We start from the raw sequence: 18,218 nt of genomic DNA on the forward strand, positions 1-18,218 counted from the left end.
TGAAGTGCCGGCGAAATCGCTCGGCCGGCGCCACGACATGGCTGGGCGCGTCGAGCGTGGCCGCACGTCGCGGCCGATCGCCAGGAAGGCCGGCTCAATTGTAATGAGAACGTAATCCGTATGGGAGATCCGCGCAAGTGGGGCGTGACCGGGTAGGGCTTCGCGCACCGTGTCGCCGCCGGGCGCGTCCGGGAACTCGCCGACGCCAAATCTGGCTCTACGCGGCGGCGCTCCGGGGTGAGGTAAGCATTCGCCGCGCAAGGCGGCACCACGTCGACCATGAGTGGCCGAAGATGGGCGAGCCGCGTACGGGCATAAAAAAACCGCGCGGACTTGAAAAATCCGCGCGGCTCTTTCGTTCGATTAATGCGTCGACTCCGACGCGGCGTGTTAAAGAGGCGCTCTCTGCCTGTTGAGCGCCTTCTTTTTTGGGTGACTGATTGCGTCGGTTGCGGGTGGTGGTTCGAAACCGTCAGGCCGGCAGCGCGAAGCTCGAGATCGCTTCGCGCAGCACTCCCACCTGATCCTTCAGCGAATGCGCCGCGGCCGCGGCCTGCTCGACCAGCGCCGCATTCTGCTGCGTGACCTGATCCATTTCGCCGACCGCCCGATTGACCTGCTCGATGCCCGCGCTCTGTTCGCGCGAGGCGTTGCTGATCTCTTCGAGGATCTCGTTCACGCGCCGCACCGACTGCACGATCTCGCCCATCGTCGAACCCGCGTTGGCGACCAGCGACGCGCCGGCTTCGACCGTATGCGTCGAAGTCTCGATCAAGGCCTTGATTTCCTTCGCCGCCGTGGCCGAGCGTTGCGCGAGGCTGCGCACTTCGGCTGCGACCACCGCGAAGCCGCGACCCTGTTCGCCCGCGCGGGCCGCTTCCACGGCTGCGTTGAGCGCGAGAATGTTGGTCTGGAAGGCGATGCCGTCGATCACGCCGATGATGTCGCCGATCTGCCGCGAACTGGTAGTGATCTCGCCCATCGTGCGCACCACGTCGTCGACCACGCGGCTGCCGCGCGTGGCGACGTCCGCGGCCTGGCCGGCGAGGTGGGCGGCCTGCTGCGCACTGTCCGCGTTCTGCTTCACGTTGACCGTCATCTGGTCCATGCTCGAAGCCGTTTCGACGAGCGCGGCGGCCTGCTCTTCAGTGCGCTGCGAGAGATCCGTGTTGCCGGCGGCGATTTCCGTCGCGCCGATATTGATGTTTTCCGTGCCGAGACGCACGCGCGACACGGTTTCGACGAGGCCGGCCTGCATCGTCTGAAGCGCGTGCAGCAGGCTGCCGGCGCTGTCCGGCCGCACCGGCACGCGCGTGGCGAGATTGCCACCCGCCATTAACTGCGCGTGTTCCACGGCCGCTTCGAGATCGCCGCCGAGCGAGCGGCGAATGCTGCGCAGCACCAGCAGCATGACGACGGTGGCGATCGCGCCGAGCGTGACGGTGATGACGAGCCAGCGCAGCAGACTGGCGTAGAACTCGCTTTGCACGTCGTCCATATACATGCCGGTGACGATATACCAGTCCCACGGCGCGAAGTGCAGCGCGTAGCTGGTTTTGGCCACCGGCTTATCGTTGCCCGGCTTGGCCCACAGATAGTCGATGAAACCGCCGCCTTCGCGATTGCCCGCGGTGACGATATCGGTGAACAGATGGTTGCCCGCCGGATCGGTGAACTGCCCAAGGTTCTTGCCGACCATTTCCGGCTTGAACGGATGCATCAACATGACCGGCTGCGAGTCGTTGACGGAGATGTAGCCGTCCTTGCCGTAGCGCATGGCCGCCAGCGTCGCGAGCGCCTGCTTTCTGGCTTCGTCTTCAGTGATTGTGTGCTGCTGCGCGAGCGTGTAGTAGCGGCCGACGATGTGGTTGGCCTGGTCGATCAGCGATTGCAGCTGATCGCGGCGATCCGAAATCATCGAGGCGCGGTTTTGCCATGCGCCGAAGCCGCCGATCAGGATCAGGCCGATCCAGAGGACGCCGATCATCGAGGCCAGTTTCTTGTTCAAAGTCATAGCGGTTTTTTGCTTTCGCACAGTGTCGGTCAGGATTGGGTTCGCTTGCGGCGAATGGCTTGTCGCTGACTGTGTTTACGGCGCGGCTTCAGGGACTCCACAGGCAGGGGAAACCCGCTGTCGGAGATTTTTATTTGTCTGACTAAAAGGGTTTTTTACGGCCAGTATGGCATTTTCATGCTTGATTCGAAGGGATTATTTTATTTTGTATTGATTCAATCCGGCTTTCCCTGTACTGCCGTTTAAAAATGCCGGTGCTTGCGAATCGAGATTAATAATCGGGGCATTCCATAAATGAAGGCCGGATATTAAAAGCCTCAAGATCGCCACAATTGGCTTGCGACCCAACTGCACGAATCCACTGCCTACCTGCAACACAGCAAGCAGTTGCGTCAAGATTCCACAAAATGCCAACAAAATACAAACGCCAGACGATGCATTACCCAGCTTGCAAAAAACGACACATTTTTCCACTTATCCGCAAATGGGGAAAAGCCGCCGTCGCGGGGAAGACGAATAAATAAAAATTCCGCTATAGTCGCCATTTTCCAGCCGCCAGTCGGGCAAAAGAAGAGCGCCAATAAGCCCGCCACCAGGAGTACAAATAATGAACGCCCGCGAACCTGCCTTTATCTCCGCTTCCCGTAGCGCGCGCCTGCGCCAGATGCTTGTCAGCAACGAACTCGAATTCATGATGGAGGCCCATAACGGCCTGTCCGCGCGGATCGTCCGCGAAGCCGGTTTCAAGGCGATCTGGGGCTCGGGCCTCGCGATCTCCGCGCAATTCGGCGTGCGCGACAATAACGAAGCAAGCTGGACGCAAGTCGTCGACACGCTCGAATTCATGGCCGACGCGAGCGACCTGCCGATCCTGCTCGACGGCGATACCGGCTACGGCAACTTCAACAACGTGCGCCGTCTCGTGCGCAAGCTCGAACAGCGCGGCATTGCCGGCGTGTGTATCGAAGACAAGCAGTTTCCCAAGACCAACAGCTTCATCAACGGCGAAGCGCAACCGCTCGCCGATATGGATGAGTTCTGCGGCAAGATCAAAGCCGGTAAGGACTCGCAGTCGGACGAAAACTTTTCGATCGTCGCGCGGGTTGAAGCGTTGATCGCCGGCTGGGGCATGGACGAGGCGCTGCGTCGCGCGGAAGCCTACCGCCAGGCCGGCGCGGATGCGATCCTGATTCACAGCAAGCTCTCGCGTCCCGACGAAATTCTCGAGTTCGCGCGCGAATGGGCGGGCCGTGGTCCGCTCGTGATCGTGCCGACCAAGTACTACAGCACGCCCACCGAAGTTTTCCGCGAAGCCGGCATCAGCACCGTGATCTGGGCGAACCATCTGATTCGCGCGGCCACCTCGGCCATGCAGGCCGTCGCCAAGGAAATCCATTCGAGCGAAACGCTCGTCAACGTGGAAGACAGCATCGCCGCCGTCAATGAAATTTTCCGTCTGCAGGATGCCGACGAATATTCAGAAGCCGAAGACCGCTACCTGTCGAGCGGCCGAGCGGCCGGTTCCGCGGTCGTGCTCGCGGCAAGCCGCGGCAAGGGTCTCGAAGCCGTCACCGAAGACCGTCCGAAAGTGATGCTGCCGATCGCCGGCAAGCCGCTGCTGCGCTGGCTCGTCGATGCATTCAAGAAGCAGGGCGTGAACGATATCACCGTGGTCGGCGGTTATCGCGCCGATGCGATCGACACGGCCGGCATCAAGCTGGTGGTCAACGAACAGCACGCGCAAACCGGCGAACTCGCGTCGCTCGCCTGCGCGGTCGACAAGCTGGCGGGCGACACGGTGATCTCGTACGGCGATCTGCTGTTCCGCAGCTATATCCTGCGCGATCTCGTGGAGAGCGAAGCGGCGTTCAGCGTGGTGGTCGATTCGTCGCTGACCGACGCGGAAAACGCCAGCGTGCGCGATTTCGCGTGGTGCTCGGCGGCCGACGACCGCGGTCTGTTCGGCAACAAGGTCGTGCTGCGTCACGTATCGAGCGGGCAGGACGCCAGCTCGGCCATCGCGTCGCAAACGCCGCATGGCCGCTGGGTCGGTCTGCTGAACGTGCGCGGCGATGGCCGCGAGCGTTTGCAGGCGGTCATGAGCCAGTTGCAGGCGCGCCCGGATTTCGCGTCGCTCGACATGCCCGCGTTGCTGAACGCGCTGATCGAAGCGGGTGAATCGATCGAAGTGCAATACGTGCACGGCCACTGGCGCGGCGTGAACGACCTCGAAGATTTCCGCCGTGCGGGCGACTTCGCGCATGCGCAGGCGCCGTTCGCGGCTGCGGCCGGCGGCTCGGCAAACAGCGCAGCGACGGGCGCAGCGAGCGGAGCCGCGCAATGATCGAGGCTGCACAGTTTGTCGAGGCGGCGCGCGAGCGCGGCTTCGACTGGTATGCAGGCGTACCGTGTTCGTATCTCACGCCGTTCATCAACTACGTGTTGCAGGACGAGTCGCTGCATTACGTGTCGGCGGCCAATGAAGGCGACGCCGTCGCGTTGATCGCGGGCGTCACGCTCGGCGCGCGCAACGGCCGGCGCGGCATCACCATGATGCAGAACTCCGGGCTCGGCAATGCCGTGAGCCCGTTGACCTCGCTCACGTGGACCTTCCGCTTGCCGCAATTGCTGATCGTCACGTGGCGCGGCCAGCCCGGTGTCGCCGACGAACCGCAGCACGCGTTGATGGGCCCAATCACGCCCGCGATGCTCGAGACAATGGAGATTCCGTGGGAAACCTTCCCGACCGAAGCCGACGCGATCGGCCCGGCTCTCGATCGCGCCATCGCGCATATGGATGAAACCGGCCGCCCTTATGCGCTGGTGATGCAGAAGGGCAGCGTGGCGCCGTATGAGTTGAAGGACAGCGGCGCGAGCGCGCGCCGCGTGCCTGTTACGCCGCAATCGCAGTTCACGAATGTGGCGGCGAGCGAGCTGGCTTCGCGTCACGACGCGCTGAACAAGGTGATCGCGCACACGCCGCTCGAATCGACGGTAGTGCTCGCGTCGACCGGATTTTGCGGGCGCGAACTCTACGCGATCGAGGACCGTCCGAACCAGTTGTACATGGTCGGCTCGATGGGTTGCGTGACGCCGTTCGCGCTGGGTCTTGCGCTCGCGCGTCCCGATCTGCACGTGGTCGCGCTCGACGGCGACGGCGCCGCGCTGATGCGCATGGGCGCGTTCGCGACCATCGGCGCATACGGTCCGTCGAATCTCACGCACCTGCTGCTCGATAACGGCGCGCATGACTCCACCGGCGGCCAGGCGACGGTGTCGTCGCAGGTTTCGTTTGCGGGCGTCGCTGCGGCGTGCGGTTATGCGTCGGCGGTCGAAAGCGACGACGCGAACGTGATCGACGCGCTGTTCGAAGCCGCGCCCCTCGACGGCCCGCGCTTCGCGCGTCTGGCCATTCGCGGCGGCACGCCCGACGGGCTGCCGCGTCCCACCATCACGCCGCCCGATGTGAAGACGCGTCTCATGCGCCACATCGGCGCCGCTTAAAGTCAACGTCAAGGAGCGCCCATGCTGCTGCTCAACCCCGGCCCGGTGACGCTCACCGAACGCGTTCGCAACAGCCTGTTGCAGACGGATTTGTGCCACCGCGAAAGCGAGTTTTTCGATTTACAGGAAGAGGCGCGCACGCGTCTCGTCGATCTTTACGGCCTCGACGCCGGCGAATGGCAAGCCGTGCTGATGACCGGTTCCGGCACGGCGGCAGTTGAAAGCATGACCGCCGCGCTGGTGCCGCAGAACGGCAAGCTGCTCGTCGTGGAAAACGGCGTGTATGGCGAGCGCATTTCGCAGATCGCCGCGCAGTACGGCATTGCGCATGAATCGCTGAAGCACGAGTGGATGCAGGCGCCCGACCTCGCGAAGATCGCCGCCCACCTCGACGCGGACAAGGCGTTCACGCACGTCGCCGTGATCCATCACGAAACCACGACCGGCCGCCTGAACGATCTGGCGGAACTCGGCGCGTTGTGTCGCGAACGGGGGCTGCGTCTGCTGGTGGACGGCGTCAGCAGTTTCGGCGCGGAAACGATCGATTTCGCCGACAGCAGTCTCGACGCCGTGGCCGCCACGGCGAACAAGTGTCTGCATGGCGTGCCGGGCGCCTCGTTCGTGCTGGTACGCCGCGCCGCGCTCGCGCAGGCGGCGAGCCGCACGTACTACCTCGATCTCGGACGTCTCGCGCGTTTGCAGGATCAGCGCAACACGCCGTTTACGCCTTCGGTGCATGCGTACTACGCACTGGTCGAAGCGCTGCGCGAACTCGCCGACGAAGGCGGCTGGCGCGCGCGTCATGCGCGTTACGCGGCGCTCGCCGAACAGGCGCGGGCGGGTCTTGCCGAGCGCGGCATCGGCAGCGTGCTGCCGCCGGAGCAGTCGTCGGTGGTGTTGCGTGCGTATCGCTTGCCGGAAGGCATCGCATATCCGCAACTGCACGACGCGCTGAAGGCGCGCGGCTTCGTCATCTACGCGGGGCAAGGCGGCCTGTCGGCGGAACTGTTCCGCATCTCGACGATGGGCAACATTCACGCCGCCGACGTCGACCGTCTGTTGCAAGGCTTCAGCGAACTCATGCGCTGATTCGCGTTTCCGGTTGCCGGCCGCGCAATGCGGTCACACCGGGTCTTTGTCCGGCGGGCCGTCGGGCTGCTGCGGTTCCTCGGTGTGGTGGCCGGGCGACGGCGGCACCAGCGGATCGGCTTCCGGGTCGCGGTTCGGATCGGCGTTCGGATCGGGAATCGGACTGGTATGCATGTCGTAGCTCATGACGGCACCTTTGGGTGGAGAAGAGGAAGAGGACGGTACGGGCGGCGCGGTCGAACTTACGCCGGGTGTTCTCTTCAAGCGTACGCGTTTCCGGCGCGCCGCGTCTCTTACTTTTTCAGGCGACGGCCCACGCTGAGTTGCCAGTAACGCTCGGTGGCGAAAATGTCGTCGTAATTGCCCGCGCCGAATGCGCGCAACTGGCTTTCGTAAGCGTTGACGGCTTCGCGTTTGAGTTGCGCGCGGCGCTGCAGATCGATCGTATGGCCGGCACTCGGGTGGGCCGGTGTCGCAACGATGCCGCGCTGCGCGAGATCGGCGAGCCGCGCCTGCACCACCCCGGGCGTGCGGCGGTGAATCGCTTCCTCGTAGCCGAACCAGGTCAGATGCGACAGGCGCGGCAGAATTTCACAGCAGGCTTCGAACACCCGCACGTGATCGTCGTGGTACAGGCCGAGCGGCATCAGCAGCGTATTCGCGGTGGTGCGATAGATGGTTTCTTCGAGCGCCGCCGCCAGCTTGCTGATGGACGGCGAATCCGCATACTGGCTGTCGCGAAACGGCATGCGCAGCGGAATCGCGTCGAGCACTTCCAGCGCGCGGTTATCTTCCCGCGTGCGCTCGTGGATGGCCTGATGGGCGTCCGTGAAACCCGATTTTTCATCCCATTCGGTATGCATCGGCTGCTCGGGCGGCGCGGCGAACACCGTGCACACCGCGGCGTCGGGATGCGCGGCGAGTAATGCGCCGCAACTGAAGACGGCGTCGTCGAAATGGGGCGAGACGATGAAAAGACGTGGGCTGGTTTCGCTCATGGGGCATGTGATGGTTTGCGACGCGCGGGACGTGCACGAGGTTGATCGACCGGGGCTCGAGCGTCGCGCCGGTGCCAGAGAAAATGCGGCGTCACATCAGCTTAGGCGGAATTGGCGGGGCTTGCGCGGCGGGTTTGGGGTGCGCAAGTGGCGTGCCTGAGGGGCACGACGGTTGGTGGTGGGTTGATGGTGTCCTGTAGAAGCTCACCGTGAGGGGAGAGGGTTTCCCGGATCGGCTCACCTTTGCGCGGCGAAGAGGCGTTGTTGGATAGTCAATCGACGAAGCCGGCGCGCGCGCGACCAACACGGAACCAGGGGGCAAAAAGACTACGCCCCTTCCGCCACCAACGCCGCCGCGCGACCGAACGCCGCCACCATACCCGCGACGATATCCTCACGCAGCCGGCCGTCAGCCATTTTCAGCGCATACGACGGATGCCACGCGGGCACGATCAGACGCCCGCTGTGACAGATGGTCTGCCCCAGATATTCCGACAGATTGACGTGCGCGCCGGTCAACGCCTTCAGCGCGGTCGCGCCGAGCGTGACGACCACGCGCGGCGCGACCTGCGCGAACTCGTGCTCCAGCCAGTACTGGCAAGCCTCGACCTCGCGCAGCGCGGGCGTGCGGTGCACGCGCTGCTGCTCGATCGTTTCCCATTTGTAGTGTTTGACGGCATAGGTCAGATACAACGCGGCGCGTTCGAGTCCGGCGCGTGCGAGTACCGTGTCCAGCAGATGACCGGCGGGGCCGGTAAAGGGCGTGCCGTTCTGGTTCTCGTCCTCGCCGGGTTGTTCGCCGACCACCATGATCGCCGCCTGAGCCGCACCGGCGCCCGCGACGGCCTGTTTCGCGTTGCGCCATAACGCGCAGCGCCGGCAGGTGGCCAGCGGGCCGGTCGGCTCGCGCAACGGTGGCGTGACCGCCGAATATTCGACCGGTGGCATTTCCGGGACGGTGACGGTGCCGCTCTGCGCACCGAGACGGCTGCGCTCGCGCGCGAGGTGCGCGGGCAGCGGCGGGCCCGCGGGCGGCGTTCTCCAGTAGCGCAATGGCACGGACGCCGGCGCGCCGTTGAAGACGCTGGCGTAATACGCGAGCCACAGCGCCTCGGTGGGTTCGCTGGTCGTGGCTTCGCCGGCCATGACACCCGCTGGCAGCACCTGGCTGGCCGGCGGACTTTGCTGCTGGCTTTCTGTAAAAGGATGCGCGGCGCGCTCGCCGTTGTCTGCTGCCGGCCGGCTGATTCGCAGCAACATGCCGTTCCAGAAAGCCGCGCCGTGTGGTGTCGCGAGCATCCATGTGGAATCACCCATGCGCTCGGCGAAGCGTGCGGCGGCGCGCTCCAGCAGATCATGATTCGGCTCGTACCAGCCGACGAATTCCGGCGGCCCCATAGACGGATCGCGCCGCCTGAACAGGGTGAGCAGCAGCAGATCGTCGGTTTCGTGTTTCACCGACTGGACGCGTTGATCGAGCAGCGCGCCGTCGCGATCCGCCAGATCGAGGACGTGGCGCTCGCCGCGAGTCCAACGCCACAGAATGCGGTAGAGCAGGGACCAGCGGTCCGGCGCGCGGAAGCAGGCTGCGGTTTTCAGCCGGGCGAGCAGTTCACGAGGAATGACGGGAGTGGCGACCGCCGGAGTGGCGGCGGGGCTGGCCGGAACCTCGGCGCTGTGAGTGCCGGGATTGCTCGAAGGGCGCGAATCGCTCAAAGGGCTCGAAGCGTCCGAATCACACTCGACCCACTCGATCCGCTCCGGCTCGATCTCTTGCCGCAGCAGTTCCCGCGCCGCGCGGCGCCATGCGGCGAAAGTCGGTTCGATTGGAATGCGTTTCATGCGGGCGCGCCGCGGCCATGCGCCACGTAAAGCGCCAACCCGTGCGGACAAAATACTGTATAAATATACAGTATGCGCCTGAACGCCAGTCCGGATCAAGCGTGTCGCGTCACAACTACCCCGGCCGGGCGTCACGCCTAGACGCTGCGCAGATCCTCAGGCGTATCGACATCGCGCAAAATGCCTGGATCGTCCACGTCCAGCCGCGTGACCTGTTGCGACATCAACAGGGATCTTGCGCCGGTATCGCCGTCGAGCGCCAGCAGCGCGTCGCGATGCTCGATGCCGAAGCCGACCGGATGCCCCCGCTGCCCGTGGTAATACGGCGCGACCAGCGAAGCGCCGCCGTCGAGCGCGCGCGCCACTTCTTCAATGGTGGAGATGGCGATGCGCGGCATGTCCGCGAGCGCGACGATCCAGCCTTCGGCGCCCTCGCAGGCTTCGACCCCGGCTGCGAGACTCGCGCCCATGCCGCGTTCGGCGTCCAGCGCGAACACCACGTCGCAACCGGCGTCGTTGAGCAGCCGAGCGAGCGCGTCCGAACCCGGCCGCACCACGGCCACCACCTGCGAGACGACCCGCAACAGCCGATGCGCGGCCTCATGCGCGACCGGTGTGCCGTCGGGCATGCGCGCCAGCAGTTTATTGTGCAGGCCGTCCGGGTCGAAACGCGAACCGAAGCCGGCGGCGAGCAACACGCCAGTGGCGAGCGAGGCGTAGACCATGAGCAGGCACCGGTATAAAGATGAAGATCGATTGTGCGATGCAACGCAGCCGTAGGCAAGCGCCAATGCATATGCACGGCGCTTGCTGTCCGACATCCTCATGCGCTTGCCGGGCTTCGTCACGTCAATCGAAACGGACCCGCGTCACACTGAAACCGGCCGGCGAACGCGAACGCGCGCGTCAAACCTGCATCGTGCCCATCACCTTGTCGAGCGTGACGGGCAGGTCGCGCACGCGCACGCCGGTGGCGTGATACACCGCGTTCGCAATCGCCGCCGGTACGCCCGTAATACCGATTTCGCCGATGCCGCGTACCCCGAGCGAGTTGATATACGGATCCGGCCGGTCGATAAAGGTAATGTCCAGCGAACCGATATCGGCATTGACCGGCACGTGATACTCGGCGAGATTCGCGTTGGTGAAGCGGCCATAGCGGGTATCGACCGGGCTCTCTTCCTGCAGCGCCGCCCCGACGCCCCACACGATGCCGCCCATCAACTGGCTGCGCGCCGTCTTCTGGTTGAGCACGCGTCCCACGTCGTACACGCCCACCACGCGCGCCACCCGGATCGTGCCGAGGTCGGCGTCGACATGCACCTCGACGAACACCGCGCCGAACGAGTGGAACGAGTACTTCTGCTTTTCGTCGCCGGGCTTGACGGTTGCGATCGCCTCGATCGGCTTGCCGCCCGAGCGCGCGATGATCGCCGCTGCCGGATCGCGCTTGCCCGGTTGCGAGCGGCTCGCCACCCAGCCGTTTTCCACGGTGATGTCGTCGAGCGCAATGCCGTGCACGGGCGAGGCTTGATCGGCGAGCGCCAGCGCGATCAACTGGCTGCGCGCCTGGCTCGCCGCGTCGCGTACCGCCGGCGAGACGCTCGCGGCCGATTGCGAGCCGCCCGACACAGGCGCCCTGGGCAGCGACGAATCGCCGAGCGCGAAGTGGATGTTTTCCGGCGCGAAGCCGAGCGCGTCCGCGGCCACCTGGGTCATCACGGTGTAGGTGCCGGTGCCGATATCCTGGGTGCCGGAGGCGACCATCGCGGTGCCGTCCGGCAAGATCCGCGCAATCGCGCTGGCTTCGCTGCGATTGGCCGGATAGGTGGCGGTGGCCATACCCATGCCGATCAGCGTGCCGCCGTTGCGCATCGAGCGCGGGGCGCTCGTGCGCCGCGACCAGCCGAATTTCTCGGCGCCGATCTGATAACACTCGCGCAAGGACTTGCTCGACCACGGCTTGTTTTCCTGCGGGTCGGCATCGGCGTAATTCTTGATGCGCAGCGCGAGCGGATCCATTTTCAAGGCCGCCGCGAGTTCGTCCATTGCCGATTCGAGTGCGAACGAACCGGTTGTTTCTCCCGGCGCGCGCATGAAGGTCGGCGTGCCCAGATTGAGCGGCACGATGCGGTGCGTGGTCACCTGATTGGGCACCGCGTACAGCATGCGCGTGACCATGCAGCAGGTCTCGGTCCAGTCTTCGATCACCGACGTGTTCGAGATACTGTCGTGACGCATCGCGCTCAGCGTGCCGTCGCGCCGCGCGGCGAGCACGAAGTGCTGCTCGGTGTGCGGACGCGCACCGACCGGGCCGAACATCTGCGGCCGTTCGAGCACGAGCCGCACGGGCCGCCCGGTCTGTTTCGCCGCCATTGCGCACAACGACACATGCGACCACGACGAGCCTTTGCAACCGAAGCCGCCGCCCACGAACGGCGAAATCACGCGCACGTCGGCGGGCGCAATGCCGAGCGTCTTCGCGACCGCCTGCGCCGCGCTGCTGACGCCTTGCGTCGAATCATAGAGCGTGAGCTGCGGGCCGTCCCAGCGCGCCATCGTGGCGTGCGGCTCCATCGGGCTGTGATGTTCGATCGGCGTGGTGTAGGTCGCGTCCACGTGTACCGTGCCGGTTTGCATGCCGTCGTCGAAGCTGCCGCGTTGCGTGTCGGTTTGTCGGCCTTGCGGCTTGTCGGGGGCGTGCGCGTTCGGTTTGGCCTGCGCGAAGTCCGTGACCGCGGCGCCGCTCTGATAGGTGATGCGCAACTGGCGGGCGGCGTCGGTGGCATGTTCGAGCGTATCGGCCACCACCACGGCGACCGGCTCGTTGCTGTAGTGAACCTGGTTGTCCTGGAGCAGCGACAGGCGGCGTCCGGCCGGCGGCGCCAGCGCGGGCTTGCCGCCGTTTGGCAAGCGCGGCGCATTCTGATACGTCATGACGAGCAGCACGCCGGGCAGCGCCTGTGCGCGGCTCGCATCGATCGACGCAATGGTGCCGCGCGCAATCGTGCTGGTGACGAGCACCGCATGCGCAAGACGTGCCTCAGGAAATTCGCCGGCATAGCGCGCCTCGCCGGTGACTTTGAGCAGGCCGTCGGTGCGGTCGAACGGTTGACCGATCAGATTCATGCGACACCTCCCGCGTGGCCGGCGGCCTGATTCACTGCGCGCACGATCGCGCGCTGCGCGAGCTGCACCTTGAAACGATTGTCGTGTTGCGGCCGCGCGTCGCGTAATGCGGCGGCAGCGGCGTTTTTCAACGTGGCTTGCGTGAGCGGCTGGCCATTGAGCATCTGTTCCGCGGCGCTCGCGCGCCACGGCTTGTGCGCGACGCCGCCCAACGCGATACGCGCGGTCCTCACGCGATCGCCGTCCATCTGCAAAGCGGCGGCAACCGAGACCAACGCGAATGCGTAACTGGCGCGGTCACGCACTTTCAGATAATGGGAGTTCGCGCTGAAGAGCGGTGGCGGCAGATCGACGGCGGTAATCAATTCGCCGGGCTGCAAGGTCGTATCGACATCGGGCCGTTCGCCAGGCAGCCGGTGAAAATCGGCGAACGCAATGGTCCGCTCGCCAGCGGGGCCGCTCACGCGCACCACGGCATCGAGCGCGGCGAGCGCCACGCTCATATCCGACGGATTCACCGCGATGCATTGGGGACTCGCGCCGAGAATCGCATGCGTGCGATTGTGGCCGTCGAGCGCCGCGCAACCGCTGCCCGGTGTGCGCTTGTTGCATTGCGTGAAGGCCGTATCGTAGAAGTAGCCGCAACGGGTGCGTTGCAGCAGATTGCCGCCGACCGTCGCCATATTGCGCAATTGCGACGAGGCGCCCGCTAGAAACGCTTGCGACAGCAACGGGTATTGCTCGCGCACCAGCGCGTGGTTGGCCGCGTCGCTATTGCGCACCAGTGCGCCGATCCGGATGCCGCCGTCAGGCAGCGTCGTGACCGTATCGAGTCCGCCGATATGCGTGATATCGATCAGCCGCACCGGCCGCGCTACGCCGCCCTTCATCAGATCGAGCAGATTGGTGCCGCCGCCGATGAACACCGCACCCGGCTGCTGCACCGCCCGCACTGCGCCGGCGACGTCGCCGGCGCGTTCGTAAGAGATCGCATCCATGCTGTCGCCCCCTCAGGCGTTGCGGCTGTTGCCGCCGCCATTCGTTTCGTTGATGGCGGCGCTGCCATTCTGGCCACCGCCTTCGTGCACCGCGCGCACGGCGGCCACGATATTCGCATACGCACCGCAGCGGCAGATGTTGCCGCTCATGCGTTCGCGGATTTCATCGTCGGAGAGCTGGGCGGGGCGGCTGCGGACATCGGCCGTGACAGTGCTGGCGGTGCCGGTACGAAATTCATTGAGCAGGGCGGTCGCGGAGCACAACTGCCCGGGCGTACAGTAACCACACTGAAAGGCGTCGTGTTCAATGAATGCGCGCTGGATCGGACTCAACGCGCCGTTAGTGGCGAGTCCTTCGACCGTTGTGATGTTCTCGCCCTCGTGCATCACAGCGAGCGTCAGGCAGGAATTGATGCGACGGCCGTCGGCGAGCACGGTGCATGCGCCGCATTGTCCGCGATCACAGCCTTTCTTCGTGCCCATGAGGCCTGCGTATTCGCGCAGCGCGTCGAGCAGGGTCACGCGCGGCTCGAGTTGCAGCGTGTACGCGCGGCCGTTCACGGTCAGCGTGACCGGGCGCGGCGGTACGGCTTGCTGAACCTGAGCGGGCGGCGCGGGTGGGGTTTGGGTTTGCGCGCGCAGATGCGGCGCGGCGCCGACCGTGGCTGCGGCAGCAGCCGATTGAAGGAAGCGGCGGCGTGAAGGTTGGGGTGGGGTGGTGGCGGACTCGTCACTCGGATCCTGACATTCGTTATGCGTGGACATGACGTTCTGTTGACTCCGTTGAAAGGTCGATGCAGGCTAGCGATGCGTCGGTATCCGAAGCGTCGCGATCATTGGACATCACGCAGCAATTTCGGTGCCGTTGCAGACACAACGGTATTAGAAAATATCGGAGACAGCCAAGATGACATCAGTTTTCAGAGTCAGATCCGCGTCAGGACATGTGCCCGTGGTGCGAACCGTGGCGGCCATGATGGCCGTGACAGTCGTGCTGACTGCCTGCCACGGCGGCAGTGACAATCATCCGCCGCCGCAGGCCAATGCGCTGCCGGCTTTTATTACCGCTTCTTCGGTAAGAACCCAGTCCTACGATGGCAACACCGACGACCTGCTCACCGCTGGCCTCGGCAAGACCGGCCTCGCGTCGGCCACGGCGCCGGCCATTGCCAACGCGGCGCAACCCACTGCCGCCGAATTGCGGCGGCTTGCCATCTGGTCGAACTATCGCGCGCTCGTCGACATGACCGCGAACGGCGGCTATGGACGCTTCTGGGGACCTAATGTCGATCTGAACGGCAACGATACGCTCGGCGAAGGCAAGATCGCCGGCAAGGAATACCTCGCCTTCGCCGACGACGGCAGCGGCACGCAGAACGTCACGGTGCTGGTGCAGATTCCGGCGAGCTTCAATCCGGATCAGCCGTGCATTGTCACGGCAACGTCGTCCGGTTCGCGCGGCGTGTACGGCGCGATTTCGGCGGCCGGCGAGTGGGGTCTCAAGCGCGGCTGCGCGGTGGCTTACACCGATAAAGGCAGCGGCAACGGCGCGCATGAGTTGTCATCCAACCTGGTCACGTTGATCGACGGCACCTTGCAGGACGCTACCGCGGCGGGCAAGGCCAGTCTCTTCACGGCCAACCTCGGTAACACGGATCTCGCGTCTTATAACAGCAGGTTCCCGAATCGCTACGCGTTCAAGCATGCGCACTCGCAGCAGAATCCGGAGAAGGATTGGGGCAGGAATACCTTGCAGGCGATCCAGTTCGCGTACTGGACGCTCAACGATTCTTATGGCACGCTCAACGGCTCGACGCGTAATGTGCGTTACGCGAGCGGAAGTATCACGACCATCGCGGCTTCGGTGAGCAACGGCGGCGGCGCGTCGCTCGCGGCGGCGGAACAGGACACGTCCGGTTTGATCACCGCGGTGGTCGTGGGCGAGCCGCAGATCAATTTGCGGCTGCCCGAGCAGGTCTCGGTGGCGCAGGGCGGCGTGCCGGTCGGCGCATTCGGCAAACCGCTCGCCGACTACATGACGCTCGCCAACATGCTGCAACCGTGCGCGGCGCTCGCGCCCGCCGCGGCCGGCGCGCCGTATCTGACGGCGTTGCCGAGTGCCACGACCACCTCGATTCGCACCGCGCGATGCGCGTCGCTGGCGGCCGCCGGTGTGATCGCGGGTGCGGACGCGACGACCCAGGCGACCAACGCGCTTGCGCTGCTGCATCAGAACGGCTACCAGACCGACTCCGACCTGCTGCAAGCGCCGATGTGGGACTCGCAAGCGGTGCCGGCTGTCGCCGTGACCTATGCCGACGCGTACGCGAAAGCGAGTGTCACCGCGAACCTTTGCAACTTCAGCTTCGGCACGACGAATGCGGCTGGGACCGCGGGGGTCACACCCGCGGTGTCGCCGATGCTCACGGTGTTCGGCAACGGCAACGGGGTGCCGCCGACCAACGGCATCAACCTCGTCTTCAACTCGGGCGCAGGCGCGGCGGATCACCGGCTGGCGACCGCCGACGGCAGCTATGCGGGCGCCTCGTGTCTGCGCACGCTGTGGACGAACGGCACGCTGACCGGCAGCGTCGACGCTATTCGCGTGAATGCGAATCTGCATGGCAAGCCTGCCATCATCGTGCAGGGCCGCGCGGATGCACTGGTGCCGATCAACCACGCGTCGCGGCCGTATCTCGGCTTGAATCAGCTAAGCGAAGGCGCGGCGAGCAAGCTGTCGTTTTACGAAGTGACGAACGCCCAGCATTTCGATGCGTTCCTCGGCGTGGCGGGCTTCGATTCGCGCTTCGTGCCGCTGCATTACTACAACCTTCAGGCGCTCAATCTGATGTGGAGTCATCTGAAAAACGGCACGCCGCTGCCGCCGTCACAGGTGATTCACACTGTACCGCGCGGCGGCACGCCCGGCGCCGCGCCGCCGCTGACCACGGCCAATCTGCCGCCGATCGCGGCGAGTCCGGGCATCAACGCGATCACCGCGGCCAATGGCGTGGTGAATGTGCCGAACTAAGCGTACCCGGCTGAGCGTACGCAATTGAGTCCGACTCGCGCGGACTGCACGCACCGGCTCGCAGCGGCGATCACACATGCGAGCCGGCATGCGTGAATCGTTGCCTGCGAGCAAGCGGGTCCGGGTATAAGCGATGCTAGGGCAGATGAAATAAACCGCGTTCAAAGGAGAGCGAATGCAGTTCGACTACAGACACTTCCATATCGATTGCCGCGCGCGTCACGCGGAAGACGGCCTGTACCACGCGAGAGCGAAGATCACTCGCGTGCCGCGCAAAAACGAGCACGTCCAGTCGCACGATTCCGGCGACATCGACGGCTTTGTCAACGAAGCCGATGCCATTTCATGCGCGAAGTCGTGGGCAATGGAGTGGTGCGACGCGGCGGCGCAATAGAGCGCATTGCAGGGAGGGCAAGTCGTGGCCAGGCTTCGAATCGCAACCTTCAACATCAACGGGATCCGCTCGCGCTTGCCGGCGCTCTTGCAATGGCTCGAACGCGAGGCGCCCGACATTGTCTGTTTGCAGGAATTGAAGGCGGCGGACAGCGCCTTTCCCGTCGAGGAACTGCGTGATGCCGGTTATGGCGCGATCTGGCAAGGTCAGAGCGCATGGAACGGCGTGGCGATCCTGGCGAAAGGCGAGGCGCCGCTGGAGAGTCGCCGCGGCCTGCCCGGTTTCGAGGACGACACTCACAGCCGCTATCTCGAAGCCGCTGTCGGCGGCATCGTGGTGGCGTGCCTTTACCTGCCGAACGGCAATCCGCAGCCGGGACCGAAATTCGACTATAAGCTCGCATGGTTCGGTCATCTGATCAGGCACGCGGCGAAGCTATACAAAAGCGGTCATCCGGTCGTGCTGGCGGGCGACTTCAACGTGGTTCCGACCGACGAAGACATCTACAACCCGCGCTCCTGGCTGAAAGACGCGCTGCTGCAACCCGAAAGCCGCGAGCGCTACCGGCAACTGCTTGCGCAGGGCTGGACCGACGCGCTGCGAACACATTTCGGCGCCGAACGGGTCTACACCTTCTGGGACTATTTTCGCCGGCATTGGGAGACGAATTCCGGCTTGCGCATCGACCATGTGCTGCTGAGTGCCGACCTCGCGCCGCGCTTGCGCGATGCGGGCGTCGACCGGTGGGTGCGCGGAGAGCCGCACGCGAGCGATCATGCGCCGGCGTGGGTCGAACTGGAGGTGGGTGCGGGACGCCGCAAGAAAAGCGGCGCATGAAAGCAGAACGGGCGATCGCGTGAAGCAGATCGCCCGGTATCGGCCGCGTTGAAGATCAACGGCGATAGTCGCGCTCAGAGGCGCCGTGTGCCCACAGCGCGCCGGCCACGAAACCCGCAAGCGCGACCACCGCAATGGCGGTGAATGGGCTTTCCGCCGTGGTCTCGCGCACGAGGCTGGTGGTGCTGGCGCACAGTTGCTGCGCTTTGCCGCTGAGCTCCCTAGCCTTGCCGGCCAATTGCGTGCCGGGATCGCCCAATACGTCGCCCACCGCGCCCTGAACCTTGCCCGCGACTTCCTTGACTGCGCCTTCTGCCGAATTGGCTGCCGAATTGGTGTCCATACGATTTTGCTCCCATTGTCATATTTACGTGTGAGCCAC

At 64.9% G+C, this 18,218-nt stretch carries 16 protein-coding genes; 6 read left to right on the forward strand and 10 right to left on the reverse strand.

What is annotated here, in order from left to right; translation table 11 throughout:
- Positions 1 to 472: 472 nt before the first annotated feature.
- Together PDMSB3_RS24225 and PDMSB3_RS24230 are read right to left on the reverse strand one after the other, a co-directional pair.
- Positions 473 to 2,014 carry a methyl-accepting chemotaxis protein gene (locus PDMSB3_RS24225; RefSeq protein ID WP_007176547.1) on the reverse strand — a complete coding sequence of 514 codons (1,542 nt, stop codon included), beginning with the start codon at positions 2,012 to 2,014 and terminating at the stop codon, positions 473 to 475.
- A gap of 195 nt (positions 2,015 to 2,209) precedes the next feature.
- Positions 2,210 to 2,410: a hypothetical protein gene (locus PDMSB3_RS24230; RefSeq protein WP_165187982.1), complete on the reverse strand. Its 201-nt coding sequence runs from the start codon at positions 2,408 to 2,410 to the stop codon at positions 2,210 to 2,212.
- A 211-nt stretch (positions 2,411 to 2,621) separates the two neighbouring features.
- On the opposite strand from PDMSB3_RS24230, the gene aepX reads away from it, so the two are divergent.
- Genes aepX through PDMSB3_RS24245 form a run of 3 tightly spaced genes read left to right on the forward strand, consistent with a single transcriptional unit; the run spans position 2,622 to position 6,607 of the window.
- Positions 2,622 to 4,358: a phosphoenolpyruvate mutase gene (gene aepX, locus PDMSB3_RS24235; protein ID WP_165187990.1), complete on the forward strand. Its 1,737-nt coding sequence runs from the start codon at positions 2,622 to 2,624 to the stop codon at positions 4,356 to 4,358.
- Positions 4,355 to 5,518 carry a phosphonopyruvate decarboxylase gene (aepY, locus tag PDMSB3_RS24240; RefSeq protein WP_007176549.1) on the forward strand — a complete coding sequence of 388 codons (1,164 nt, stop codon included), beginning with the start codon at positions 4,355 to 4,357 and terminating at the stop codon, positions 5,516 to 5,518. The genes aepX and aepY overlap by 4 nt, the downstream gene beginning before the upstream one ends.
- A gap of 21 nt (positions 5,519 to 5,539) precedes the next feature.
- Positions 5,540 to 6,607: a 2-aminoethylphosphonate aminotransferase gene (locus PDMSB3_RS24245; RefSeq protein ID WP_007176550.1), complete on the forward strand. Its 1,068-nt coding sequence runs from the start codon at positions 5,540 to 5,542 to the stop codon at positions 6,605 to 6,607.
- Between the two features lie 33 nt (positions 6,608 to 6,640).
- On the opposite strand, the gene PDMSB3_RS24250 is transcribed toward PDMSB3_RS24245, so the two are convergent.
- The 7 genes from PDMSB3_RS24250 to PDMSB3_RS24280 form a co-directional block, all read right to left on the reverse strand.
- Positions 6,641 to 6,793, reverse strand: a complete 153-nt coding sequence (locus PDMSB3_RS24250; RefSeq protein WP_007176551.1) for a hypothetical protein — start codon at positions 6,791 to 6,793, stop codon at positions 6,641 to 6,643.
- A gap of 107 nt (positions 6,794 to 6,900) precedes the next feature.
- Complete coding sequence (locus tag PDMSB3_RS24255; RefSeq protein WP_007176552.1) at positions 6,901 to 7,605, reverse strand: PIG-L deacetylase family protein; 705 nt, start codon at positions 7,603 to 7,605, stop codon at positions 6,901 to 6,903.
- Between the two features lie 327 nt (positions 7,606 to 7,932).
- On the reverse strand, positions 7,933 to 9,447 hold the full coding sequence (locus tag PDMSB3_RS24260) for a UdgX family uracil-DNA binding protein (RefSeq protein WP_007176553.1): 1,515 nt from the start codon (positions 9,445 to 9,447) through the stop codon (positions 7,933 to 7,935).
- A gap of 137 nt (positions 9,448 to 9,584) precedes the next feature.
- Positions 9,585 to 10,172 (reverse strand): nucleotidyltransferase family protein, encoded by a 588-nt coding sequence (locus tag PDMSB3_RS24265; protein WP_007176554.1) that lies wholly within the window; start codon positions 10,170 to 10,172, stop codon positions 9,585 to 9,587.
- 181 nt (positions 10,173 to 10,353) lie between these two features.
- Complete coding sequence (locus PDMSB3_RS24270) at positions 10,354 to 12,576, reverse strand: xanthine dehydrogenase family protein molybdopterin-binding subunit (RefSeq protein ID WP_165187993.1); 2,223 nt, start codon at positions 12,574 to 12,576, stop codon at positions 10,354 to 10,356.
- Positions 12,573 to 13,574 carry an FAD binding domain-containing protein gene (locus tag PDMSB3_RS24275; RefSeq protein WP_007176556.1) on the reverse strand — a complete coding sequence of 334 codons (1,002 nt, stop codon included), beginning with the start codon at positions 13,572 to 13,574 and terminating at the stop codon, positions 12,573 to 12,575. Before PDMSB3_RS24275 ends, PDMSB3_RS24270 begins: the two co-directional genes overlap by 4 nt.
- Before the next feature lie 12 nt (positions 13,575 to 13,586).
- The gene (locus PDMSB3_RS24280) at positions 13,587 to 14,339 is read right to left on the reverse strand and encodes a 2Fe-2S iron-sulfur cluster-binding protein (RefSeq protein ID WP_007176557.1); all 753 of its coding nucleotides are present in this window, start codon (positions 14,337 to 14,339) and stop codon (positions 13,587 to 13,589) included.
- Positions 14,340 to 14,481: 142 nt separating this feature from the next.
- Here PDMSB3_RS24280 and PDMSB3_RS24285 point away from each other — a divergent pair, with 142 nt between their 5' ends.
- The 3 genes from PDMSB3_RS24285 (at position 14,482) to PDMSB3_RS24295 (ending at position 17,836) form a co-directional block, all read left to right on the forward strand.
- Positions 14,482 to 16,605 carry a D-(-)-3-hydroxybutyrate oligomer hydrolase gene (locus tag PDMSB3_RS24285; RefSeq protein WP_165187995.1) on the forward strand — a complete coding sequence of 708 codons (2,124 nt, stop codon included), beginning with the start codon at positions 14,482 to 14,484 and terminating at the stop codon, positions 16,603 to 16,605.
- A 175-nt stretch (positions 16,606 to 16,780) separates the two neighbouring features.
- Positions 16,781 to 16,999, forward strand: coding sequence for a hypothetical protein (locus PDMSB3_RS24290; protein ID WP_007176559.1), 219 nt, complete (start codon positions 16,781 to 16,783; stop codon positions 16,997 to 16,999).
- Positions 17,000 to 17,023: 24 nt separating this feature from the next.
- Positions 17,024 to 17,836 (forward strand): exodeoxyribonuclease III, encoded by an 813-nt coding sequence (locus tag PDMSB3_RS24295; RefSeq protein WP_007176560.1) that lies wholly within the window; start codon positions 17,024 to 17,026, stop codon positions 17,834 to 17,836.
- Positions 17,837 to 17,891: 55 nt separating this feature from the next.
- Here the strand turns inward: PDMSB3_RS24295 and PDMSB3_RS24300 are convergent, their stop codons facing one another.
- Entirely contained in the window at positions 17,892 to 18,179 is a 288-nt protein-coding gene (locus PDMSB3_RS24300; protein WP_007176561.1) for a CsbD family protein, read from the reverse strand.
- Between the last annotated feature and the right edge of the window lie 39 nt (positions 18,180 to 18,218).

Source organism: Paraburkholderia dioscoreae (assembly GCF_902459535.1).
GTDB classification, from domain to species: domain Bacteria; phylum Pseudomonadota; class Gammaproteobacteria; order Burkholderiales; family Burkholderiaceae; genus Paraburkholderia; species Paraburkholderia dioscoreae.